Origin of the sequence: Microbispora sp. CSR-4 (assembly GCF_008033685.1) — a bacterium.
GTDB lineage: Bacteria > Actinomycetota > Actinomycetes > Streptosporangiales > Streptosporangiaceae > Microbispora.
This window is the reverse complement of record NZ_VJVX01000044.1, coordinates 39,550-62,616: the sequence shown is the minus strand read 5'-3', so window position 1 is coordinate 62,616 and position 23,067 is coordinate 39,550. Positions and strand designations below refer to the sequence as shown.

22 protein-coding genes are annotated in these 23,067 nt (G+C 72.6%); 12 read left to right on the top strand and 10 right to left on the bottom strand.

Annotation, left to right across the window (positions count from 1 at the left end):
* Positions 1 to 17: 17 nt before the first annotated feature.
* The 6 genes from murI to FLV34_RS42725 all read left to right on the top strand — a co-directional run bounded on the left by murI (position 18) and on the right by FLV34_RS42725 (position 7,186).
* Positions 18 to 863 carry a glutamate racemase gene (gene murI / locus FLV34_RS27745; RefSeq protein WP_147944472.1) on the top strand — a complete coding sequence of 282 codons (846 nt, stop codon included), beginning with the start codon at positions 18 to 20 and terminating at the stop codon, positions 861 to 863.
* Complete coding sequence (locus FLV34_RS27740) at positions 860 to 1,612, top strand: MBL fold metallo-hydrolase (protein WP_142647102.1); 753 nt, start codon at positions 860 to 862, stop codon at positions 1,610 to 1,612. The genes murI and FLV34_RS27740 overlap by 4 nt, the downstream gene beginning before the upstream one ends.
* A gap of 5 nt (positions 1,613 to 1,617) precedes the next feature.
* On the top strand, positions 1,618 to 2,334 hold the full coding sequence (gene rph, locus FLV34_RS27735; protein WP_142647101.1) for a ribonuclease PH: 717 nt from the start codon (positions 1,618 to 1,620) through the stop codon (positions 2,332 to 2,334).
* 19 nt (positions 2,335 to 2,353) lie between these two features.
* Complete coding sequence (gene rdgB / locus FLV34_RS27730; protein WP_147944471.1) at positions 2,354 to 2,956, top strand: RdgB/HAM1 family non-canonical purine NTP pyrophosphatase; 603 nt, start codon at positions 2,354 to 2,356, stop codon at positions 2,954 to 2,956.
* A 58-nt stretch (positions 2,957 to 3,014) separates the two neighbouring features.
* Positions 3,015 to 4,955, top strand: coding sequence for a molybdopterin-dependent oxidoreductase (locus tag FLV34_RS42730; RefSeq protein WP_261985933.1), 1,941 nt, complete (start codon positions 3,015 to 3,017; stop codon positions 4,953 to 4,955).
* A 161-nt stretch (positions 4,956 to 5,116) separates the two neighbouring features.
* Complete coding sequence (locus FLV34_RS42725; protein ID WP_261985932.1) at positions 5,117 to 7,186, top strand: toxin glutamine deamidase domain-containing protein; 2,070 nt, start codon at positions 5,117 to 5,119, stop codon at positions 7,184 to 7,186.
* Positions 7,187 to 7,246: 60 nt separating this feature from the next.
* On the opposite strand, the gene FLV34_RS27715 is transcribed toward FLV34_RS42725, so the two are convergent.
* Positions 7,247 to 8,200, bottom strand: coding sequence for an alpha/beta fold hydrolase (locus tag FLV34_RS27715; protein ID WP_222709647.1), 954 nt, complete (start codon positions 8,198 to 8,200; stop codon positions 7,247 to 7,249).
* Positions 8,201 to 8,285: 85 nt separating this feature from the next.
* Here FLV34_RS27715 and FLV34_RS27710 point away from each other — a divergent pair, with 85 nt between their 5' ends.
* Positions 8,286 to 8,909: a TetR/AcrR family transcriptional regulator gene (locus FLV34_RS27710; RefSeq protein WP_168065836.1), complete on the top strand. Its 624-nt coding sequence runs from the start codon at positions 8,286 to 8,288 to the stop codon at positions 8,907 to 8,909.
* A gap of 214 nt (positions 8,910 to 9,123) precedes the next feature.
* Here the strand turns inward: FLV34_RS27710 and FLV34_RS27705 are convergent, their stop codons facing one another.
* The 4 genes from FLV34_RS27705 to FLV34_RS27690 all read right to left on the bottom strand — a co-directional run bounded on the left by FLV34_RS27705 (position 9,124) and on the right by FLV34_RS27690 (position 14,507).
* Positions 9,124 to 11,613 (bottom strand): ABC transporter permease, encoded by a 2,490-nt coding sequence (locus FLV34_RS27705; RefSeq protein WP_147944470.1) that lies wholly within the window; start codon positions 11,611 to 11,613, stop codon positions 9,124 to 9,126.
* A gap of 3 nt (positions 11,614 to 11,616) precedes the next feature.
* Entirely contained in the window at positions 11,617 to 12,360 is a 744-nt protein-coding gene (locus FLV34_RS27700; RefSeq protein ID WP_142647097.1) for an ABC transporter ATP-binding protein, read from the bottom strand.
* Between the two features lie 113 nt (positions 12,361 to 12,473).
* A complete protein-coding gene (locus tag FLV34_RS27695) occupies positions 12,474 to 13,139 on the bottom strand; it encodes a response regulator transcription factor (protein ID WP_222709646.1) in 666 nt (221 codons plus the stop codon).
* Between the two features lie 186 nt (positions 13,140 to 13,325).
* Positions 13,326 to 14,507 carry a sensor histidine kinase gene (locus FLV34_RS27690; RefSeq protein ID WP_260617200.1) on the bottom strand — a complete coding sequence of 394 codons (1,182 nt, stop codon included), beginning with the start codon at positions 14,505 to 14,507 and terminating at the stop codon, positions 13,326 to 13,328.
* A 787-nt stretch (positions 14,508 to 15,294) separates the two neighbouring features.
* Here FLV34_RS27690 and FLV34_RS27685 point away from each other — a divergent pair.
* Positions 15,295 to 15,540 carry a hypothetical protein gene (locus FLV34_RS27685; RefSeq protein WP_142647095.1) on the top strand — a complete coding sequence of 82 codons (246 nt, stop codon included), beginning with the start codon at positions 15,295 to 15,297 and terminating at the stop codon, positions 15,538 to 15,540.
* A gap of 180 nt (positions 15,541 to 15,720) precedes the next feature.
* Here FLV34_RS27685 and FLV34_RS27680 read toward each other — a convergent pair whose 3' ends face one another.
* Together FLV34_RS27680 and bcp are read right to left on the bottom strand one after the other, a co-directional pair.
* Positions 15,721 to 16,437, bottom strand: a complete 717-nt coding sequence (locus tag FLV34_RS27680) for an HNH endonuclease signature motif containing protein (RefSeq protein WP_147944469.1) — start codon at positions 16,435 to 16,437, stop codon at positions 15,721 to 15,723.
* Positions 16,438 to 16,494: 57 nt separating this feature from the next.
* On the bottom strand, positions 16,495 to 16,962 hold the full coding sequence (bcp, locus tag FLV34_RS27675; RefSeq protein ID WP_147944468.1) for a thioredoxin-dependent thiol peroxidase: 468 nt from the start codon (positions 16,960 to 16,962) through the stop codon (positions 16,495 to 16,497).
* A 135-nt stretch (positions 16,963 to 17,097) separates the two neighbouring features.
* Between bcp and FLV34_RS27670 the strand changes: the two genes are divergently transcribed.
* Complete coding sequence (locus tag FLV34_RS27670; protein ID WP_142647093.1) at positions 17,098 to 17,427, top strand: DUF3618 domain-containing protein; 330 nt, start codon at positions 17,098 to 17,100, stop codon at positions 17,425 to 17,427.
* A 121-nt stretch (positions 17,428 to 17,548) separates the two neighbouring features.
* Here FLV34_RS27670 and FLV34_RS27665 read toward each other — a convergent pair whose 3' ends face one another.
* Positions 17,549 to 18,724, bottom strand: coding sequence for an amino acid deaminase/aldolase (locus FLV34_RS27665; protein WP_147944467.1), 1,176 nt, complete (start codon positions 18,722 to 18,724; stop codon positions 17,549 to 17,551).
* A 201-nt stretch (positions 18,725 to 18,925) separates the two neighbouring features.
* Between FLV34_RS27665 and FLV34_RS27660 the strand changes: the two genes are divergently transcribed.
* Together FLV34_RS27660 and FLV34_RS27655 are read left to right on the top strand one after the other, a co-directional pair.
* Positions 18,926 to 19,660, top strand: coding sequence for a DUF6286 domain-containing protein (locus FLV34_RS27660; RefSeq protein WP_142647091.1), 735 nt, complete (start codon positions 18,926 to 18,928; stop codon positions 19,658 to 19,660).
* A 1-nt stretch (position 19,661) separates the two neighbouring features.
* Positions 19,662 to 20,153, top strand: a complete 492-nt coding sequence (locus FLV34_RS27655) for a hypothetical protein (protein ID WP_142647090.1) — start codon at positions 19,662 to 19,664, stop codon at positions 20,151 to 20,153.
* Here the strand turns inward: FLV34_RS27655 and FLV34_RS27650 are convergent.
* Positions 20,082 to 21,509, bottom strand: coding sequence for a hypothetical protein (locus FLV34_RS27650; RefSeq protein ID WP_142647089.1), 1,428 nt, complete (start codon positions 21,507 to 21,509; stop codon positions 20,082 to 20,084). The two genes, FLV34_RS27655 and FLV34_RS27650, sit on opposite strands and share 72 nt — an antisense overlap.
* Positions 21,510 to 21,561: 52 nt before the next feature.
* Here FLV34_RS27650 and FLV34_RS42720 point away from each other — a divergent pair, with 52 nt between their 5' ends.
* Entirely contained in the window at positions 21,562 to 21,693 is a 132-nt protein-coding gene (locus tag FLV34_RS42720; protein WP_260617199.1) for a hypothetical protein, read from the top strand.
* Here FLV34_RS42720 and FLV34_RS27645 read toward each other — a convergent pair.
* Positions 21,680 to 23,053, bottom strand: a complete 1,374-nt coding sequence (locus FLV34_RS27645) for an L-serine ammonia-lyase (RefSeq protein ID WP_142647088.1) — start codon at positions 23,051 to 23,053, stop codon at positions 21,680 to 21,682. The genes FLV34_RS42720 and FLV34_RS27645 overlap by 14 nt on opposite strands.
* Positions 23,054 to 23,067 lie beyond the last annotated feature (14 nt).

Below are 23,067 nucleotides of genomic sequence, written 5' to 3'. Positions count from 1 at the left end.
GGATCAGTCCCCTAACCTTGGGAAGCGTGCCGGAGGACAACACCCGGGCGATCGGGATCTTTGACAGCGGGGTGGGCGGCCTGACCGTCGCCCGGGCGATCATCGACCAGCTGCCCCATGAATCGATCTTCTACGTGGCCGACACGGCCCACCAGCCGTACGGACCCAAGAGCATCGCCGAGCTCCGCGCATACGCGCTGGAGGTCATGGACCACCTGGTAGAGCACGACGTGAAGATGCTGGTCATCGCGTGCAACAGCGCCAGCTCGGCCGTGCTCAGGGACGCCAGGGAGCGCTACGACGTCCCGGTCGTCGAGGTGATCCAGCCCGCCACCCGGCGGGCAGTGCGGGCCACGAGGAACGGCAAGGTCGGTGTGATCGCCACCCGGGCCACGATCGAGTCGATGGCCTACCACGACGCCTTCGCCGCCGCCCCCGACGTCGAGCTGGTCGCGGTGGCCGCGCCCCTGCTCGTGGAGTTCGTCGAACGGGGCGAGACGATGAGCGAGGAGCTGATCGAGGTGGTCACGGGCTATCTCAAGCCGATCCAGGACGCGGGGTGCGACACGCTGATCCTCGGCTGCACGCACTATCCGCTGCTCACCGGAGCCCTGTCGTACGTCGCAGGGGACGGGGTCACGCTGGTGTCCAGCGCCGAGGAGACGGCCAAGGACGTCTACCGCGTCCTGCACGACCGCGGGCTGTCCAACGGCGCGGGCGAGCCGCGGCACCGCTTCCGCGCGACCGGCGACACCGAGCTGTTCGAACGGCTCGGGCAGCGCTTCCTCGGTCCCGAGCTCCAGTCGGTGGAGCGGACCGCCTCCGGCATCGGCGACGTCAGCGGCGTAGGGAGTTCGCGATGAAGTTGACGATCATCGGGTGCTCGGGCAGCTTCCCCGGCCCCGACAGTCCGGCCTCCTGCTACCTCTTCGAGGCCGAGGGCTTCCGGCTGCTGATGGACTTCGGCAACGGCTCGCTGGGCCCGCTCCAGCGGCACGCCGGGCTCTACGACGTCGACGCCATCCTCCTGTCCCATCTGCACGCCGACCACTGCCTCGACCTGTGCGCCTATCACGTCGTGCGCACCTACACCCCCGACGGCCCCCTGCCCAAGGTGCCCGTGCACGCCCCCGCGGGCGCCTCCAAGCGGCTCAACGCGGCGTACGCGATGCCGGACGAGCCCGTGCTTGAGACCTCCTTCGACTTCGTGCGGCTGTCGCCCGGCACCCGGCACGTCGGCCCGTTCGAGGTGACGGCGGCCCCGATGAACCACCCCGTGGAGACCTACGGCTTCCGCGTCACCCACCAGGGCCGCTCCGTCGCCTACTCGGCCGACACCGGCGAGTCGGCCGAGCTGGTCAAGCTGGCCCACGAGGCCGACGTGCTGCTGTGCGAGGCGTCCTTCCTCGATCAGCCGGGCCTGACCCCCGGCCTGCATTTGAGCGGCAGGCAGGCGGCCGAGCACGCCGCCCGCGCCGAGGCCGGCGCGCTCGTCCTCACCCATCTCGTCCCGTGGTACGACAAGTCGCGCATTCTGGAGGACGCCTCGCGGGGCGGCTTCGCCGGGCCGATGGAGTTGGCACGGAGCGGGGCCGTGTATGACCTAGGGTGACCCGTATGGCTCGTTCATACGGTCGTCGTTCCGACCAGCTTCGCCCCGTGACCATCACCCGGAACTGGCTCGCCCACGCGGAGGGTTCCGTACTGGTGGAGTTCGGCGGCACCAAGGTGTTGTGCGCCGCGACGGTGGAAAGCGGCGTGCCCCGCTGGCGCAAGGGCAGCGGTCTCGGCTGGGTGACGGCCGAATACGCCATGCTGCCCCGGTCGACGAACACCCGCAACGACCGCGAGTCGGTCCGCGGCAAGATCGGCGGGCGCACCCACGAGATCTCCCGCCTGATCGGCAGGTCCCTGCGGGCCTGCGTCGACTACAAGGCCCTGGGGGAGAACTCCGTCGTGCTCGACTGCGACGTGCTGCAGGCCGACGGCGGCACCCGCACCGCCGCCATCACCGGAGCGTACGTCGCCCTCGCCGACGCGATCGCCTGGATGCGGCAGCGCCGGATGTGCCCCGGCGACCCCCTGGTCAACTCGGTCGCCGCGGTCTCCGTCGGCGTCGTCGGCACCGAGCCGATGCTCGACCTCGACTACAGCGAGGACGTCAAGGCCGAGACCGACATGAACGTGGTGATGACCGGCAGGGGCGACTTCGTCGAGGTGCAGGGAACCGCCGAGGGCACGCCGTTCGACCGGACGGCGCTCAACGGCCTGCTCGACCTCGCCGCGGCCGGCTGCGCGGAGCTCACCCGCCTGCAGGCCGAGGCCCTCGCCTGATCCACGGGAGATCGACAGCATGAACAAGGCGATCCTCGCCACCCGGAACACCGGGAAGATCGTGGAGCTGCGCCGGATCCTCGCCGACGCCGGTGTGCCGGTCGAGCTCGTCGGCCTCGAGGGGTTCCCGCACATCGGCGACGTGGCCGAGACCGGGCTCACGTTCGCGGAGAACGCGCTGCTCAAGGCCCACGCGATCGCCTCCGCCAGCGGCCTGCCCGCCATCGCGGACGACTCCGGCCTGTGCGTCGACGCGCTGAACGGCATGCCGGGCATCTTCTCCGCCCGCTGGTCGGGGCGTCACGGCGACGACGACGCCAACCTCGACCTGCTGCTCGCGCAGATCGCCGACGTGCCGGACGGCCGCCGCCAGGCCCACTTCGCGTGCTCGGCCGCGCTCGCGCTGCCGACGGGGGAGGAGCACGTGGTGGAGGGGGCCGTGCACGGCCATCTCATCCGCGAGCGGCGCGGCACCGGCGGCTTCGGCTACGACCCGATCTTCGTGCCGGACGGCGACACCCGTACGACCGCCGAGATGACGGCCGAGGAGAAGGACGCGATCAGCCACCGCGGCAAGGCGTTCCGGGCCATCGCCCCGGTGATCGCCCAGGTGGTCTCGTAACACCTCTCGTAATCACGTCGTAAGACCCGGGCGGGCGGACGGGCGTAGCGTTCAGGATGTGAACGCAGCAGGCACCCGCATGCCCGCCTGGGCGGCCGCGCTGACCGGCCTCGTCGCCGGCGTGGTGGCGCTCGGGGTGGCCCAGATCGTCGCCGGTCTGATCGATCCCGGCGCCGCGCCGGTCGTCGCCGTGGGCGGCGCGATGATCGACTCCACGCCCGCCGGTCTCAAGGAATGGGCGATCAGCACCTTCGGCTCCAACGACAAGCCGGTCCTGCTCGGCGGCATCGTCGTCGTGCTCGCCCTCGTCGCCGCGGGTCTCGGCCTGCTCGCCCGCCGCAGGACGGCGTACGGCACGCTGGGCCTGGCCGTGTTCGGCCTCGTCGGCGCCGCCGCGGCGCTGTCCCGGCCGGACGCCGGGGTGGCGCACGTCCTGCCCTCGCTCATCGGCGCCGCGGCCGGCGCGTGGACACTGCCGCGCCTGAAGCGCCGCGCCCTGAGCAGCGGCGAGGAGGACTATGTCGCCGCAAGCCGGGCCGCCGACCGCGCCGCGCCCGCCAGGGTCCTGACGGCGCCCGCACCGGCAGAGCGCACGGAGGCATCGGGCACGGCGGCATCGGGCACGGAGGCATCGGGCACGGCGGCATCGGGCACGGAGGCAGCGGGCACGGCGGCATCGGGCACGGCGGTAGAGGGCGCGGCGGCAGCGGGCACGGCGGTAGAGGGCGCGTGGGTCGCGAGCGTGGGCGAGGAGAGCCACGCGGCGGAGACCGGTCTCGCGCCGTCGCCCGGCCGGTCGACGGCACCGTCGCAGGGTCGGTCGGCCGGCCCGGCGCCCGCCATGCCGGCCGTCATGCGGCCGGGCACGGGATCCGGTGCGGGCTCGGGCACGGGATCCGGTGCGGAATCGGACGCCGTGCCGTACGTCTTCGACCGGCGCAGGCTGCTGACCGGGGCGGCCGCGGGGGTCGCGGTGGCGGGCGTCGCCGGGTTCGGCGGATGGCTGCTGAAGGGCTCCAAGGACGCCGAACTGGCCCGCCGCGGCGTGTCCAGGATGCTGCCGCGCGCGGCCCGCCCGGCCGCGCCGATCCCCGCGGGGGCGGACCTGCGCATTCCCGGCCTCTCGCCGTTCGTCACCCCCAACGCGGATTTCTACCGTGTGGACACCGCACTCGTCGTGCCGTCGGTGGACCCGGCCCGATGGACGTTGAAAATCCACGGGCTGGTGGACAGGCCGGTCGAGCTGACCTTCGCCGACCTGCTCAAACGCCCTTTCATGGAAGCGGACGTCACCCTGACCTGCGTGTCCAACGACGTCGGCGGGCCGTACATCGGCAACGCCCGCTGGCTCGGCACCCGGCTCGCCGACGTGTTGCGCGAGGCCGGGATCAGGCGCGATGCCGACATGCTGCTCAGCGTCTCCCAGGACGGCTGGACCTGCGGCACGCCGGTCGACGTGGTCATGGACGGCCGCGACGCGCTGCTCGCCGTCGCCATGAACGGCGAGGTGCTCCCGGAGGCCCACGGCTTCCCGGTCCGCCAGGTCGTGCCCGGACTGTACGGATATGTGTCGGCGACGAAGTGGGTCACCGAGATCAGGGTCACCCGGTTCGACCAGGAGGAGGCCTACTGGACGCCGCGCGGCTGGGCTCCCAAGGGCCCGATCAAGACCCAGTCGAGGATCGACCTGCCCCGTGACGGGGACGACGTCACGGCGGGCCGTACGACCGTGGCGGGCGTCGCCTGGGCCCAGCACCGCGGCATCGACGCGGTGGAGGTCCGGGTGGACGGCGGCGCGTGGCAGCAGGCGAAACTCGCGCAGGTCCCCGGGCCCGACACCTGGCGGCAGTGGTCGCTCGACCTCGACCTGACGCGGGGCCGGCACACGATCTCCGTGCGGGCCACCGACGCGACCGGCTACACCCAGACCTCGGAGGAGGCCCCGCCCGCCCCCGACGGCGCCACCGGCTTCCACACGATCGCCGTCACGGCCCGCTGACCGTCCCGCGCGATCTCCGGCGAGAGCCGGGTACGGGTCGCCGGGCCGGGATCGGCGGCCGGGCCTGAAGTCGGGTCTGGAGTTGGGAAAACCCGCCGTGCCCCGGACGGCCCGCCTCTACCATCGGCACCCTGATGGGCGCGAGGAGGGGGGCCAAGCGCGTGAACCAGGAGAGGGCGCGCCGCCACGCGAGGTGGCGGTTGCCGTCCGGTGTGTACAACCCGGTCGTGTCGGCCGACGGCCGGAGATGGCGGGACTACGAGCAGGCCGCGGAAGCGCCCGCTCCCTCGCTGGAGGACCGGCGTCTGGAGGTACGGCTGGCGGCGTTGCCGCTGGGTGTGGACACCGTGACCTTGCCGGTGGTGCCGGCAGCGAGGAACGGCGAGAACGGGCACCGCGGGGGCCACGGGCTGGGAGCGCTGACCGGGCGGCGCGCGGGGCCGTTAGATCCTCGGGACGCCGTGACCGCCGCGACGCCCGCCGACGCCGGGGCCACCCGGAGCGCTGGGGACCGGGAAGACGCCGGGGATCCCGAGGATCTCGGGGACTTCGAGGACTTCGAGGACGCACAGGACTCCGAAGACGCACCAGACGCCGGGGACGTCGAGGGCTTCGAGGACGCCGAGGGCTTCCAGGACGCCGAGGGCTTCGAGGACGCCGAGGGGGCGGCCGACGGGGAGGCTGCTCGGGAAGCGGCGGACGAGACGGTGCCTGAGAACAGCGCCGAGGAGACCGATGAGAAGACCGCCCAGCTGATCGCCACGGCACCCGACGGCACGCCGCAGCCCGAGAAAGGAGCGGCAGGGCCCGAGATGGCAGGGGCTGGGGCAACAGGGTCGTGGGCGGCAGGATCCGGTGCGGAGCCCGGCGGGGAACGTTCCGGCTTCGGGGAGCCGAGCGCAGGATTGCCTGGCGTCGGGATGCCCGGCATCGGGATGCCCGGAGCGGAGGAGTCCGCTGCGGGGGAGCCGAATGTGGGCGCGTCCGGTACGGGGGAGCTGAGCGCAGGATTGCCTGGCGTCGGGATGCCCGGCATCGGGATGCCCGGAGCGGAGGAGTCCGCTGCGGGGGAGCCTGGCCCTCACGACTCCGGCGACCTGACGCACGTGGTGGAGCGCGTGACCCCCGCGACCGAGACGGACGGCACAGGCACCGGCACCGACGCCGACATCGACTCCGCGTGCGAGTACGAGGACGACGACGTCGAGGACCCGGCCAAGCTCCCGGATCCCCTGGCAAGCGAGAACCACCTTGGGACGGCGGCCGCAGGCACACAGGTTGGCGCAGTGGAACAGGACTGCGCGGCGGAACAGGAGGGTGCGCCGGTAGACGAGGTCACGACGGCCGAGGCGACCCGGACGGCCGTGCCGACCGTGACGTCCCTGACGACTGTGACGGCCATGCCGACCGTCGAGAGCGATCGGCCGCAGGACCCGATGCCCGAGACGGGACACGACGTCGCCGCCCTGGCCGGGCAGGACGAGTGGCTCGTCGAGACCTCGCCCGCGCCGACGCTTCCCATGCAGCCGGGCATGGCCGCCGACGACGGCCCGGAGACGGGCGAACTCGATGATGCCGACGACTTCTGGTCGGCCGTGCTGCGCGACGAGACCGAGCGTGACTGGCTCGACAGCCCGGACCGCCCGCGTCGGCTGGAGGAGACCCGTCCGTACGGCAGGCCCGGCGGCCTGGCCGAGGCGGATCCAGGCGGCCAGGTGAGCCTCATGCAGGCGGTGAGCGGGCGCTTCCCGGACCCGCGAGGCACGTGGATCCGCCTGATCAACGCCGAAGGCCCGACGGAGGACGCGTTCAGGTCCAACAACGCCGTCGACTGCGCGCTGTCGGTCATGTCCACCTGGCACGGTGAGCCTGTCGTGGCGGCGCGCAGGCAGCCGGAGTACGACGGGTCGGGACGCCCGCTGCTGACCGGGGAGACCGGGGGCGTCGCCCGCGCCGAGGAGTGGCTCGGGCATCGCTTCGAATACGTGGGCCACGGCCGCCGGGCGTACGTGGCGATCGCGCAGCGGCTGATCTTCGGTGGTCACGGTGCCGCCGCCGTCCTCATCACCCGGTGGGCCGGGGGAGGCAGCCACGCGTGGAACGCCGTCAACTGCCGGGGCGAGGTCCTGTGGATCGACGCCCAGCGGGGTCACATGGCCGTGGAGCCGCCGTACGAGGATGTGACGGGGGTCTTCGCGGTGGTGATCGACCGCCAGGGCCGCCGCCTGTGACCACCCTGCCGACGCCTGCGGCCCGTGCGGCGAGCACGGGCCCTGCGGCGGCGACGGCGGTCAGGGACGGCCGTGGAGCGCGTCGTCCGCGTCGAGCCGTTCGATGAAGCCGAGGACCCGGGCGGCGACCCGCTCGGGGAACTCGCCGTTGAGGGCGTGGGAGGCGTCCGGCCACAGCTCGACCGTGCCGTGGGCGAGCAGCCGGCGGGCGCGTTCCGCGGCCCTGCCCGGATTGTGGATGATGCTGCGCCCGGCGATCACGGCGAGGGCCGGCACGCCGACCGCGGCGACCTCCTCGTCCGAGGGGTACGTCGGCGGGGGGGGGAATGCGGCGAACTCCCGCATCCCGGCGGAGATCAGGGCGGCGACCGGCTCGTCGCCGGATATGTCGGCTCCGCCGGAGATCCAGCCCAGCAGCCGCCTGCGCCACGGCTCGGGGAGCGGCCCCACCGCTCCCAGCGAGACGGCGACCGCCTTCCAGGTGATCCGGCCGAACAGGCAGGCGGGATCGAGCAGGCTCAGGGAGGCGACCTTCTCCGGGGCGTGCATGGCGAGCCGGAAGGCGGTCCACCCGCCGATCGACACTCCCAGGAGGTGCGTACGGTCGAGGCCGAGCCCGGCCAGGAGTTCCGCGAGCCACACGCCGTGGTCGGCCGCGCTCGCGAACGGCCTGCTCTGCACCGAGAGGCCGGGCTCGCCGAGCAGGTCGATCGCGTAGACGACGCGGCCGGAGGCGCGGAGGCCGGCGAGGTTCGGCGCCCACATCGGGGTGGACGCGGTGCGTCCCGGCAGCAGGAGGAGCGGCGTTCCGGCATCGGCGCCGTCCGCGCCGAAGCGGTAGGCGCGGACCGTGCCGAAGCCGGTCGGCACATCCCGGACCTCGTCACACGGCGGGAGGCCGGCCATGGCCCGGTCGTACGTCCGCCGGTAGCGCGCGTAGGCCGGCGCGTCCCGGAAGTGCCCGAGGCGGCGCCGGCGGAACTGCGCTCCGATGTTGGGCCGCACCTCGTTCACGTACGGATCCTCCGCTCACCTTGGCAGTACGATCGTATTGCATCACTATCACAATACGTTCGTATCGCGAAAGAGGGAGCGGGCCGTGCCGAAGCAGGTCGACCACGCGGCCCGGCGGGAGGAGATCGCCCAGGCCGCGCTGCGGCTGTGCGCGCGAGACGGCCTGGCCGGAGTGACCATAGGGCAGGTGGCACAGGAGGCCGGCGTCTCCAAAGGGCTTGTGCAGCACTACTTCGCCGGGAAGGCCGATCTGCTGCGCGCCAGCGCCCAGGTCCTGAGGGGAGAGATCGAGCGCCAGGTTCGCGATGCCGTACGGGACGCTCACGGCCCTGCGGAAACGCTGCGGTGCGTGCTGCTCGCGATCGTCGAGCTGGGCGTGACAGCCGTGGTCCCGCTGCTCGCCGGGCACGCGTTCCTGAGCATGGCCGTCGCCGACCCGGAGATCCGCGCCCTCTATCGTGCCGGCGGTGACGGCGTCCATCGCGAGATCGCCGCGCTGCTGGCGGCCGCCGGCCCGGCCCCGGACGTCGATCCCGGCGCGGAGGCCCACGCACTGCTCGGTCTCGCGCGTGGCCTCGCCGACGGCGTGCTGCTCGGGGAACTCGGCGTCGACGCCGCGGCCGCGATCGTCGACCATCACCTCGGCCGGATCCTGCCCGGGGCCCGGGCCCGCTCCGACGATCCTTCCCCGTCGCGGGTCTCCGGGTGACGACCAGCGTCGGGTGTCGGTCGTCGGTCGTCGGGCATCGTGTGGCCGGAGACGGCGTGCGTGCCCGGCCCCGCCGCCCGGGTCACCCGCTCGCCCGGGTCACCCGCTCGCCCGGGTCACCCGCTCGCGCGGGCGGCCCGGGTCACCGCCGTACCGGCCCGGGCGACCGCTGTTCCGGTCCGGACGGCACTGGTGAGCGGCGGGGGAGCGGGGGTCAGGAGGCGGCCAGCGCTCCGACGACCGAGGCCCGGGCGGCACGGCGGGCGGGCAGCAGCGCGGCGAGCACTCCGGCCAGGCCGGAGGCGGCGATGAAGAGCAGGATCTGCCCGATCGGCAGCTCGAAGGAGACGTCCGTCGTGAACGCCGTCGTCGCCGCCCAGCCGTACGCGGTGCCGAGCACGACGCCGACGATCGCACCGACCAGGCCGAGGACCAGCGCCTCGACCGAGAGCATGCCCCGTAGCTGCGGCCGGGTCAGGCCGAGGGCGCGCAGCAGTGCGGACTCGCGGGTGCGTTCGTGGACCGAGAGCGACAGCGTGTTCGCGATGCCGAGCAGGGAGATCACGATCGCCAGGGCGAGCAGCCCGGTGACGACCATGAGGATCGAGTCGAGCGCCTCGTCGAACTGGCCGCGGATCTCGGTGGTGCTGCCGACCTTGACCGCCGGGTAGGCCGCCGTCGCGGCGTCCACGATCGTGCGCGCCCGTTGGGGGTCCACCCCGTCCGCGGTGTTCACCAGGACCTGCGCGTCGTCCACCCTGCCGAAGTGCCGCTCGAAACTCTGCTCGGCCATGGTGATCGACGGCAGCATCGACACGTCGGACTTCAGCACCGCCACGATCTTGAGCGGGGTGCTCTTTCCCTTCGACGTGACCGTCACGGTGTCACCGACCTTTGCGCCGAGATCCCGGGCCACGTCGTCGGCCACCGCGACGTCGCCCACGCCGAAGCCGTCCATGGTGCCGGACGACGCCTCCGGCTTGATGGCGGTGCCGATGGACGACTGGGTGACCGTGCCCACCTTGTAGTCGTGGCCGTTCACCTTGGCCTTCTCCCCGCGGAACTCGGTCACCGTGGCCAGGTCGCGGTTCGCGCGCAGCGTGTCGGCGATCGAGCGGGGGATCGTGCCCGTCTGCGAGGACAGGATGTAGTCGGCGGGGAACTGCTGGTCGAGCCGGCCGCTCACGGTGGTCCGCATCGTGGAGGTCAGGACCGCCATGAACGTCATCAGCGTCACGCCGACCGTCAGGGCCACCGTCGTGGTCGCCGCCCGCTTGGGGTTGCGCCGCGCGTTGTCCACGGCGAGCCGCCCCGGCACGCCGAACAGCCGCGCCGGCACCCAGCCGGCCAGCCCGCTCAGCGGCCGTACGATCACCGGGCCGAGGATGAGCACCGCGAAGAACACGAGCACGCCGCCCGCCATGACCGTCAGCAGTGCCGCCTGGCTCGGCTCCTGCAGCACGCCCGCCACGGTGAGCCCGACCCCGGCCAGCACGAACAGGGCGGAGGCGACCATCCGGACGACCCCGGTGCGGAAGGTGTGCTCCTCGACCTGCGTGCGCAGCGCCGCGACGGGCGGCACGCGGGTGGCCTGGCGCGCCGGGAGCAGGGCGGCGGCCATCGTCATGACGGTGCCGGTGCACATGCCGACGACGATCGTCTGCGGGGACAGGCTCACGGTGCCCGTGGGGATGTCCGTCCCGACGGCCCGCAGCACGGCGACCGCGGCGGCCCCGAGGCCGAGGCCCGTCAGCAGGCCGAGCACCGACGACACCAGGCCGACCACGGCCGACTCCAGCACGATCGAGCCGAAGACCTGCCGCTTGGTCGCGCCGATGCAGCGCAGCAGCGCCATCTCGCGCATCCGCTGCGCGACCAGGATGCTGAAGGTGTTGTAGATGACGAGCGCGGCGACGAGCAGCGCGACCGCGCCGAACAGCAACAGGCCCAGCCGGAAGGAGGACGTGTCCACATGGTTGCGCTGGGCCACCTCGTCGGCGCGTTCCTGCCCGGTGACGACCTTCGCCTCGCCCGCCGCCGCCGCGACGGCCGTACGCAGGCTCTCCTGCGAGGGGCCCGAGGAGAGGACGTCGATCTCGGTGAAGCCCTTGGCGCCGGTGACGCGCCGAGCCGTGCCGGGGGTGAACGCGACCGCGCCCCGGTAGGCGAGCTCCTGGTCGAGGCCCACGTCGAAGACGCCGACGAGGCGGAACTCCTGCCGCTTGCCGGCATGGTCGAGCACCGCGATGGTGGCCCCGGGCGTGAACCCCTGCGTCTTGGCGGTGTTCTCGTCGAGCACCGCCTCGTCGGCGGCAGAGGGGGCCCTGCCGGAGGTGATCTTGATGCGGCTCGCCGGGATCGACACCCCGGCCGTGGGGTAGTCCCCCACGACCTTGCCGTCCTTGCCGATGAGCGGCACGTCCCCGGACACCATGGGCTGCGCGTCCTTGACGCCCGGCACCGCCTTGATCGCCGCGAGCGCGCTCTCCGGCAGGTTCTCGTCTGGCCCGGCGCCGTCCTTGGGCGTCACCACCACGTCCACCTTGTCGGCGTCCGCGGCGAACGACTGGGCGAACCCGGCGTCGATGGTGTCGGTGAGCACGAACGTGCCCGCGATGAAGCCGACCCCGAGCACGATCGCCAGAGAGGTGAGCACCAGGCGCAGGCGGTGCGCCAGGAGCCCGGCGAGGGTGGTCCGGAACACGGCTCAGGCCTCCAGCGCCATCAGCGTGTCGAGCACGGCCTGCGGCGTCGGCCGATCGACCTCGCTCACCAGCAACCCGTCACGCAGGAAGACCACCCGGTCGGCGTACGACGCCGCCACCGGGTCATGGGTCACCATCACGATCGTCTGCCCGAGTTCGCGTACGGACCTGCGCAGGAACGCCAGCACCTCGGCGCCGCTGCGTGAGTCGAGATTGCCGGTCGGCTCGTCGGCGAAGATCACCTGAGGCTTGCTGATGAGCGCCCGCGCCACGGCGACGCGCTGCTGCTGGCCGCCCGACAGCTCGTTCGGCTTGTGCCTGAGCCGGTCACGCAGGCCGACCGTCTCGATCACGCGGTCGAACAACGCCTGGTCGGCCTGACGGCCCGCGATCTCCAGGGGCAGCCGGATGTTCTGCTCGGCCGTCAGCGTCGGCAGCAGGTTGAACGCCTGGAAGATGAACCCCACACGCTCGCGCCGCAGGAGCGTGAGCTGCTTGTCGTTCAGACCGGTGATCTCGACGTCGCCGATGCTCACCCGCCCGTCCGTCACGGTGTCCAATCCGGCCAGGCAGTGCATCAGGGTGGATTTGCCGGAGCCGGACGGCCCCATGATCGCGGTGAACGCCTCCGCGGCGAAGGCGACGTCGATGCCGCGCAGCGCGTGCACCGCCGCGTCGCCCTCGCCGTACACCTTTGTCAGTCCACGCGCGACGACCGCGGTGCGGACCTGGGTTGTCGTAGTCATGCCGCCACGCTATGGCCGTGATCAGGGCGTTTCCTCGGCCTCGCGGACGTTCTCGGCGTGCGGCCCCGGTACGGGCCCGCTGGGACGTGTGCGACTGGTGAGGTAGTCCGGCCTCAGCCCCGCGGATGATCGGGGGACACTACGCCCGTCTCGTACGCGTAGATGACCACCTGGGCCCGGTCGCGCAACCCCAGCTTGGCGAGGATGCGGCCGAGATGGGTCTTCACCGTCGCCTCCGCGAGATGCAGCCGCGCCGCGATCTCGGAGTTCGACAGGCCGCGGGCCACGTGGACCATCACCTCACGCTCCCGCGCCGTCAGCACGCCCGAGTCCTCCCGCCGCGCGTCCCCCTCCGGCAGGAGCACGGCGAAGCGGTCGAGCAGACGGCGGGTCGTGCTCGGCGCGACCACCGCGTCGCCGGAGTGGACCGACCGGATCGCGCTGATCAGCTCGGCCGGCGGCACGTCCTTCAGCAGGAACCCCGCCGCGCCCGCCTTGATCGCGGCGAACGCGTACTCGTCGAGGTCGAACGTCGTGAGGATCAGCACCTTGGGGCCGTCGGGCGCCGCGCAGATCACGCGGGCCGCCTCCACGCCGTCCATCCGCGGCATGCGGACGTCCATGAGGACCACGTCGGCCTCGACGGCGCGCAGCGCCTCGACGGCCGCCAAGCCGTCCGCCGCCTCGCCCACGACCTCGATGTCCGGCTGCGCCCCGAGGACCATCCGGAACCCGGTCCGCACCAGCTCCTGGTCGTCCACCAGCATGACGCGTATCACTGCCGCTCCGTTCCGCTCGTCATCGCCGCGATCCCCGCAACCGTACGCGGCCGGGAGACGGCCGGGTCACCACGGTCCGGGACCTGCCGTTCATCACGGGTTGGGGCCGGCCGGCCGCTTCGGCCGGGGGACCGCCGGGCGTCCCGGCCGGGGGCCGGCTGGGCGTTGGGCCGGGAGCCGGCCGGGTCACGCGGCCACCCCGACGGGAATGCGGGCGACCACCCGGAACCCGCCGCCCATGCGCGGGGCGGCCTCGACGCTGCCGCCGTACATCGCCGCCCTCTCCCGCATGCCGATCAGCCCGTGCCCGCCGACCATGCGCGGTGCGGCCGCGCCCCTGCCGTCGTCGCTGATCCTCAGCTCGATCTCACGCCTGCCGTACGTCACCTCGACCCAGGCCCGAGTGCCCGGGCCGCCGTGCTTGAGCGCGTTCGTCAGCGCCTCCTGCACGATCCGGTAGACGGCGAGCTGCTCGCCCTCCGGCAGGCTCCGCGCGGTGCCGGACACGGTGAACTCGGTCGGCAACCCCGAGGCCCTGACCTGCTCGATCAGGTCGCCGAGCTGGGCGACGCCGGGCTGCGGAGCGTACTCCTCCGCCGGGCTGCCGGCGTCGTGCCGCAGCACGCCCACCAGCCTGCGCATCTCGGCGAGCGCCTGCCGCCCGGTCGCCGAGATCGCCTGCATCGCGCGCCGGGCCTGCTCGGGGTCGCTGTCGATGGCGTATCCCGCGCCGTCGGCCTGGACGACCATCACGCTGACGTTGTGGGCGACCACGTCGTGCAGTTCGCGGGCGATGCGGGCGCGCTCGGCCGCGGCGGCGATGCGCGCCTGCTGGTCGCGCTCCCGCTCGGCCCGCTCGGCACGTTCGACCAGGCTCTCCACATAGCGGCGGCGCGTGTTGGTGTAGATCCCGGCGAGCCAGACGGCGACGATGAACGCCGAAGACGAGACCCATGCCCGCCCGGCCTCGAGAGACCAGCGCAGCATCGCCAGCAGCAGCCCGAACTCGGCGACCGCACCGGCGGCCAGCGCCCACAGGAGTGTGGAGCGCGCGACGACGTTGTACAGCGCGACGAGCACCGCGATGTTGGCGGGCAGGACGATGACGCCGAGCAGCCACTGGACGAAGCTGACGGCGGAGACCACCGCGAAGACCTCACGGGGATGGTCGCGGCGCCACGTCAGCGGAACGATGAGCGCGGCCGACAACAGCAGCAGCCAGGGCACGCCGACCTCACGTGCCCCCATAGCGCTGGCTCGGCTGAACACTTCGACGGTGATCAGGCTCAACAGCGCCAGCGGGGAGACCGTGAGCGAGTCCACGAGCTTGCTGTGGCGCCGGGTCCAGGCGCGCAGTCTGCCGAACACGTACCCAACCATATGTATCGGCTGCTCAGGAGGGTCTCACCCTTGCGGCGGATCCGGTGGTACGACTCAGGTCGCAGCCGCCTGCCGCGTTTACGCCGTTCTTACGGATCTCGGCGCATTCTTGTCCTCGGGAGCGCTTCTGTGAAGCGGGTCAAGGGAGATTTGGATGGCGGATCAGGACGCGGGGTCGCGCGGCGCAGGGGACGAGCCGCGCGGCCCGCGCCCGGAGCCGGAGACGGGGCCGGCCCGGCCGAGTGAGCCGACCACGACCAGCGGACCGGCCGGACCCGCCGGGCCGACCGCGCCTCTGCCACCTGGGAACACTCCCACGACGCCCTGGACCAGCCCGGCCGGCTCGCCCGGAGGCGCGGGGCCGGGATCGCCACGGACCGGGAACACGCCCGGAGGTGCGGGGCCAGGCTCACCTGGGATCGGCCTGGGAAACACGCCCGGAGGCGGGGCAGGCGCGTCCGGCACCAGTCCGGGAAACGTCGGGCCGGGACCGGCGTGGACCGGCCCGGGGAACGTGGGGCCGGGATCGCCTTGGACCGGGCCTGGGGGCAGGCCCGGCGCGACGGGACCGTACGCGACCTGGGCAGGCTCCGCAGCCCCTGGTGGCCCCGGGCAGGGAGGCGTCGGCGCGCCCCCGACCGGCAGCGGGTATGCCTTCGGCCCCGGCGGCGCGGGATGGAACGCCCCGGGCTGGCACGACCCGCGGCCGCGGGTCGCCTCGGCCCCGCGGCCCGGCATCGGCACGCGCCTGGCGGCCCGGCTGCCCCGCGGACACGTGGGGCAACTCGTCGCCGTCGGCGTCGCGTCGGCGATCGTCGGAGCGCTCCTCGGCGGTGGCGTCGTCGCCATCACCGGCATGATCTGGGACCGGTCGCACGCGGGGACGACCTGGATCGGCGGAGACGACCGGCAGCGGTTCTTCCCCCGCGGCTTCGGCCAGGACGTGCCGCAGGGCCAGAACGGCCTGCCTCCCTGGTGCAGGCAGACCGACGCCGGAGTGCGCTGCCAGGCGCCCGGCTGAGAGCTCGCGTTTCGTCTTCCCGATAGGCGCGTGCCGGCGGAGGGGCCGGCGCGCGCCTACGGGTCTTCCCCGCATCGGCGCCGTCGGTATCGAACTTCCATGGCGGTTGCCGGAGAGCCCGTGGTCGGCGCCGTAACCTCTTGCCGCGCCTGCGCGCATCCCCATCACGGCCACTCCCGCTCACTCTGAGCGCGGAGCAGCGCGATCGCCGTGTGCCGCCGCGAACCGATCGAGGAAGTCGAGGTCGTCCGCCGTGACCATCACGGCCATTCTCGCGGGCGCTCTCCGCCGGTCGAAATAATCGCCGCCTTCGACGGTATTCGGCGTGCCGCTGTTTTCATTTGATTTGTTGTGGGGCCGGCGGGATTCGAACCCCCACTGTACGGCACCTAAAGCCGCGGTCTCCTGCCGTTGGACTACGGCCCCTTTTCCTCTTCCCTTTCCTGCGAAGTTCTCCGTCTGAGAATGGCAGTTCGGGCAGAGAAATCTCAGATTGTCTTTTCTGTTGTCCAGCCAGTTTCCGTTGATGTGGTCGATGTGCAATGTCAACGGCCGGCCTTGCCAAGTGCCGCCTATCTTACAGTCTGCGCAGCGGTAGGGAACTCCCACTTCGCGAAGCGCCCGGCGAAGCTTCGTCGGCTTCTCGCGGGTGGCACCCGGGTGGTTCAGGACCAGCACCTGCGCCGGAAGGCTCCGCCGTGGTGACGCCTGCCCCCGCCTGTGGGCCTGGCCGAGGAAGTGGGATGTGTCGATGCCGAAGTGCTTGAGGCGGCGGCTGATGTGGGCGTGGGCGCCGCCCGACCAGGGGATGCCGAGATAGCGCAGCACGTCGGCGATGCTGGTCGCGCCGGCCGCCGCGTCGGCGAGCAGCTCGGGGGTGTATTTGTACTTCGCCATGCCCCGGAATTTATCGGCCGCGACCGACAATTCCGGGAGTGTGGCGAAAGGGATATCTCAGGAAATTCCCAGCTCTTTGGTGAGTCGGGCGACATGGCCGGTGGCCTTCACGTTGTAGAGGGCCTTCTCGACCTTTCCGTCCGGGTCGATGATGAAAGTGGAGCGGATGACGCCCATCACCGTCTTGCCGTAGTTCGTCTTCTCGCCGTACGCGCCGTACGCCTTGTGCACGTCGAGGCCGGTGTCGGACAGCAGCGGGAAGGTGAGCGCGTCACGCTCACGGAACTGCCGCAGCTTGGCGGGCTTGTCCTTGGAGACGCCCAGCACCACGTAGCCCTGCTCGGTCAGTGCGCCGAGGTTGTCGCGGAAGTCGCAGGCCTGCTTGGTGCATCCGGGGGTCATCGCCGCCGGGTAGAAGTAGAGGATGACCCGCTTGCCGCGGAACGACTCCAGCGAGACCTCGTTTTCGTCGGCGTCGGTCAGGGTGAAGTCCGGCGCGGGGTCGCCGGGCTGGAGCTTGCTCATCACGTCCTCCGGAAAAAGGTGACCCGCGGCGATCGGCGGGCAAGCGTCAACCAAACTACCGGCTCAGCCGCTGTGCGGGGCGACCGCCGGACCTGGCAGACTGATCACACACGAATACCACAGGAGGGGGATCGCATGGCGGACACCGATCCCGATGCGCTGGAACGGAAGATCGAGCGCACGCGGGCGGAACTCGCTCGCACGGTCGACGCCATCGCGGACCGGGTGAGCCCGAAGCGGGTCGCGGGGCGCGGCGTCGCGAAGGCGAAGGCCAACGCGCGCGACTTCGTCACGTCGATGGGGGACATGGTCCTGGGGCCGCGCACGTACGCCCCGGCCGACGGCGAGGGCGAGGAGCCCGCGGAGTACGAGGCGCCCGACATCGCTCCGGTGCTGATCGGGATCGGCGTGGTCGTCGTCGTGGGCGCGGCCATCGTGCTGCTGCGCCGCCGCCGATCTCGCTGAAACGCCGCTGGGCCGCCGGCCCACGGCGGACCGCTGAGACGCCGCGTGGCCACGCCGCCGTGACGGGTTCACGGCGGCGTTCGCGTTCCCCGGCCGTGTCCGGAACCATCGAGACCGGCGGTCAGAGGAAGGTTTTGCCCTCGCCGCGATAGGTCGGGACCTCCTCGGTCACCCGATCGCCCTCGACCAGGTGCAGACCGGCGAAGCGTTCGCACAGCTCCCCGGCCTTCGCGTGGCGGAACCAGACGCGGTCGCCCAGACGGAGGTCGGCGGCGGCCTCGCCCAGTAGCGGCGTCTGCACCTCACCCGCCCCCTCGTCCGGGTGATAGCGAAGCCCCGCCGGCAGGTACGGCTGGGGCAGCCGGGGGGGCCCGGGGGACCCGGAGGCGGGGTAGCCCCCGCCGAGCACGGTCGCGACGTCCGGAGCCGGCTTGCGCACGACCGGCAGGGCGAACAGCGCCGCCGGACGGCCGGTGAAGCCCCGATAGAAGTCGAACAGCCGGGGATGGAAGAACCCCGAGCCCGCCGCGACCTCGGTGATCGCCCGCTCGGCGGCGGTCTTCTCGATGCTTCCCGTCCCGCCGCCGTTGACGAACTCCAGGTCGGTGACCTGGCGTACGGCCTGCACGATCCGGCCGCGCCGCACGACCAGCTCGCGGCGCGACCGTTCCTGCATCCACCGCACCGCGCGGCCGTACGGCCCCGGAACGTCGTCGCCCACCCCGGCGATCTGGGCCTCGTACGCCATGAGCCCGGTCAGCCGCACCCCGGGGCGCTTGACGATGTGCGCGGCGATCTCGGCGGCCTGCTCGGGCTCGCGGATCGGCGACCGCAGCGCGCCCGCACGGAACGCGCCGCCGAAGGCCACGAACCCGGCGTCGATGTCCAGGCACACCCGGATCCGGTGGGGGAGGCGCAGGCTCTCGATGAGGTCGAGGTGCTCGGGCGAGTCGATCACGACGGTGATCTCCCGCGCGGCGATTTCGTCCGTCCCCAGGGCGCGCAGCGCGGTCCTGTCGGCCGTGGGATAGGCCACGAGCACGTCCCGCAGGCCGGTGGAGACCAGCCACAGCGCCTCGGGCAGCGTGAAGGCCATGATGCCCGAGACGCCGTCCATGCCCAGGATGCGTTCGAGCACGGCCCGGCAGCGGATCGACTTGCTGGCCACCCGGATCGGCTTGCCCCGGGCGCGGCGCACCATGGAGGCCGCGTTCGACCGGAGCGCGTCCATGTCGAGGACCGCGAAGGGCGGCTCAAGGTGGGCCGTCGCCTGGTCGAGGCGCTGTCGGTCGTCCATGGGCGCAGCCTAATACGGCACCGCCGGGAAATACATGAGCGCCGTTCACGTTAACCGTGCCCGGGCAAAATCTCCGCCGTGGAGCGTTCATGATCGCGCAAGGCCGCGGGTGACCCGCCCGTCCCGCCGGTGCTCCGTGTACCCATGGTGAGGTGACTACCGGGCGGGCCCGGCACGGTGAGCGGGAAGGGTGAACGGCTGATGAGCGTCGTGCAGGGAATCCTGGCGGGTTCGTCGGCGAGGAGCGCCGACGGCGACGCCGAAGGCTCCGACGACGCCGGACAAGGCTTCGGATACGGCTTCGGATACGGCTCCGGAGGCGCCGAGAGCGCGGGCGGCGGCGACGGCGACGGCGTCAGGGGCGCGGGAAGCGACACCGGCGGCGGACGCGCCGCGGCGGGCCGGAGCGCCACGCGCCTCCTCCTGCCGGGCCGGACCCCGGCCGCCGTCGTGGTCGCCACCGTGATCGCCCTGCTCGGCTGGGTGTGCACCGCCGTGGTCGTCGCCGTCATGCTCGGCATGTCCCTCGACTGGCGGCTGCCGCCCCGGCTGATGAACCTCACGACGTCGGACCCCGCCGTTCCCGCCGCCGGGGCCGGCATGATCGTCTGCGGTCTGGGGCTGGTGGCCCTCGCGCTCGTTCCCGGCCGTCCCCGGCTCATGCCCCTGGCCTGCTCGGACCCGCTGCTCGCGATGGGCCTGACCCGCTCCGGGCTGCGCCGTACGCTCGCCGCCTCGGCCCGCGAGGTCGAGCACGTGCGGCGGGCCGACGTCCACATCCTCCGCAGGCGGATCGAGGTCGCCGTGGTGGCCGACGCCGACACGACCGGCGCCCTGCTCCGCGAGGTCGGCGCGGCGGTCGGCGACCGGCTGTCGGGCCTCGGCGTCCGGTCCCGCCACGAGGTGGTCGTACGGCTGCGCAGGAGAGGGGGCTGACATGCGTCCGCGATGGGGGAACCGCATCGGGCTCCTGCTGGTGGGCGTCGCGCTCGTCGCGGGAGGCTTCGGCCTGCTGACCGCCGTACGCCGGCGGCCCGGCGTGACCCTGATCGACGCGAGCGTGGCCGACGGGAGCGTCGTCGACGGGAAGCCGTGGGCGCTGCCCCTGGTGGCCGGGGCGGCGATGGTGCTCGCCCTGGTCGCGACCCGCTGGCTCTTCATGGCGCTCGGCTGGGGCCGGGTCGGCACCCGCACCGGCGCCGGCATCGCCATGCTCGGCGTGGCGTTGAAGGGGATCGACGGGATCGGCCGCATCTCGGTCAGGCTCGTGCGCGACGGCAGGGTGCGGGTGACGGTGTCGCTCCGGCGGTCGGCCGACCTGCGGCAGGTGATCAGGCGGCTGGACGAGTCGGCGGTCTCACGCGTTCGCCGCGCGGTCGGCCGCGACGACGCGCTTGCGGTCGTTCGCCTGCACGTCCGCCGCCGCTGACCGGCCCTGCCTGCGCCACGGCGCGGGCGTCGCGCCCGTGCCGATGGCAAGCCCGGCGGCCAGGCAGGCGAGCGGCACGACCGGCACCACATAGCGGTGGTCGAAGGCGGCGATCAGGGGCGGCAGCAGGAGCAGGGCCGCCGCCGCGGTCCAGGGCAGCAGCGCCGTCCACCGCCGGGCGACCAGCCCGGCGAGCCCGGCCAGCAGGATCACCGCCAGCAGCGGCCCCCGCAGGAAGCCCTGCTCCTGATAGGCGCGCAGCAGGCCCGCGAACGGCTCCACTACCTTGGTGTCCCCGGAGCTTCCCTGGTAGGCGGTGGTCAGCTCGCCCGCCGTACGGCCGGCGGAGGCCACCTTGGACGTGAACGGCTTCACCGAGGCGGGGAAGACGTACGCGCTCTGCGGCCCGGGGGAGGGGTAGACCTTCCGGTCCCATTCGAACGCCCACATGGCGTCGTGCAGCCCGGTCATGAGGAAGTCGAGGGGCTGGCTGCGGATCGCCAGCGAGGCGAACTCGCTCGCCAGCCGGTCCTTGTCCTTCTTCACCCGCTGGATGGGCGAGTCGGCGTCCCAGATGTAGGCGGGCGCGGCCAGCCGGGGCCCCGACGGGCACAGCACCGCCAGCTCCTTCGGCGGCTCCATCACCGAGCAGTCGGCGAAGGTCATCGTGCGCGACCACAGCCACGTGCTGTTGCCGCCCAGCCCGTACGACCCGTGGGTGTCGTGGAACCAGACGGCATAGCCGCCGAGCACGGCGGACGCGGCGGCGAGCCCGGCGAGCGCGGCCTTCCATCGTCCGGCGAGCACCACCGGCAGCAGCGCCAGCGCGATCAGGGGCAGCCCGAGGGTGCGGGTGACCGTGGCGAACCCGAGCAGCAGCAGCGCCGCGACGACGGCCCACCCGCCCGGGCGGGGACGCCACAGCAGGATCGTCACGGCGGCCACGACCAGCGCGGTGAACGGCAGGTCCGCCATGACGAGGTGTTCGAGCTGGATCTGGTGGACGTCGAGAAGCACCGGCGCCGCCGCCAGCGCCGCGCCCCAGCCGGGCAGCCGGGTGCGGCGGCGCAGCAGCGCGTACACGCACACGGCCATGCCGAGACCGAGCAGATGCTGGACGATCACGACGGCGGTGACGCTGCCCAGCGGGCTCAGCGCCGCCAGGAACAGCGAGTAGCCGGACGGCCGTGAGGGCAGCGGCCGCAGGTCGAGCGCCGAGCTGAGGTAAGCGAAGGAGTCGGCCCAGAACCACAGCGCGGGCCGGTAGCCGAGCACGGCGAGCGCGCGCAGTGCGACGCCCGCCGCCAGCACGACCAGGAACGCCCGATGCGGGCGCAGCGCCTCGCGCCACCTCACGTGACGGCCCTCCTCCTCGCCGGGAAGTCACCACGATATTGGCGAGCGGCACATGCGTCACATTCGAGACGTCACCGCGCGGGCCCTCACGGACGGCGGCGTGCTCAGCGCCACCTCCGGCACCGCACCCGTCCCCGCCGCCGTGCCCGGCGGGGGCGGGGACGCGGGGATCAGCACTCGATGACGTTGACGGCGAGGCCGCCGCGCGAGGTCTCCTTGTATTTGTCGAGCATGTCCCTGCCGGTGTCGCGCATCGTCTTGATCGCCTTGTCGAGCGACACGAAGTGGCGGCCGTCGCCGCGCAGCGCGATGCGGGCGGCGGCGATGGCCTTGATCGAGGCGACGGCGTTGCGCTCGATGCACGGGATCTGGACGAGCCCGCCGATCGGGTCGCAGGTCAGGCCGAGGTTGTGCTCGATGCCGATCTCGGCGGCGTTCTCGACCTGCTCCGGCGTCCCGCCGAGCGCCTCGGTGAGGCCCGCCGCCGCCATCGAGCAGGCCGAGCCGACCTCACCCTGGCAGCCCACCTCCGCGCCGGAGATGGAGGCGTTCTCCTTGAACAGCACGCCGATCGCGCCCGCGGTGAGCAGGAAGCGGATGACGCCGTCCTCGTCGGCCCCTGGAAGGAAGCGCATGTAGTAGGACAGAACGGCCGGCACGATGCCGGCGGCGCCGTTGGTCGGCGCGGTGACGATCCGGCCGCCCGCCGCGTTCTCCTCGTTGACGGCCAGCGCGAACAGCGTGACCCAGTCCATCGCCCGCAGCGGGTCGGCGCCGTCGGCCTCGCTCTGCAGCCGCCGATGGAGCTGGTGGGCCCGTCGGCGCACCTTGAGGCCGCCCGGCAGGACGCCCTCGCGGCTGGTGCCGCGCCGTACGCACTCGGCCATCACCGCCCACAGATGCAGCAGGCTGGAGCGGATCTCCTCCTCCGTACGGCCGAAGGCCTTCTCGTTCTCCATCATCACGCCGGAGATCGACAGGCCCGTGTCGGCGCAGTGCGCGAGCAGTTCGTGCGCGGTCGTGAAGGCGTACGGCAGCACCGTGTCGTCGGGCTTGATCCGGTCGGCGCCGGTGGCGTTCTCGTCCACCACGAAGCCGCCGCCGACCGAGTAGTACACCTTCTCGCGCAGCACGGTGTCGTCGGCGTACGCCGTGAACCGCATGCCGTTCGGGTGGTGGGGCAGCGACAGTTTGCGCTCGAAGACGAGATCCTCGCCGACCACGAACGGGATCTCGTGCACGCCGTACACCGTGACCGTGCCGCTCGCCCGCATCGCCGCCAGCCGTTCGTCGACGGTGTCGACGTCGACCAGTTCGGGCTTGTCGCCGGACAGGCCGAGCAGGACCGCCTTGTCGCTGCCGTGGCCCTTGCCGGTCAGCCCGAGCGAGCCGTACAGGATCGCCTCGATCCGGGTCACCTTCTCCAGCAGCCCGTCCTGGTGCAGCCCGCGGGCGAACCTGTGCGCCGCCGCCATCGGACCGCCCGTGTGCGAACTGGACGGTCCGATGCCCACCTTGAACAGGTCGAAGACGCTGATCGCCATTGACCGTCGCCCTT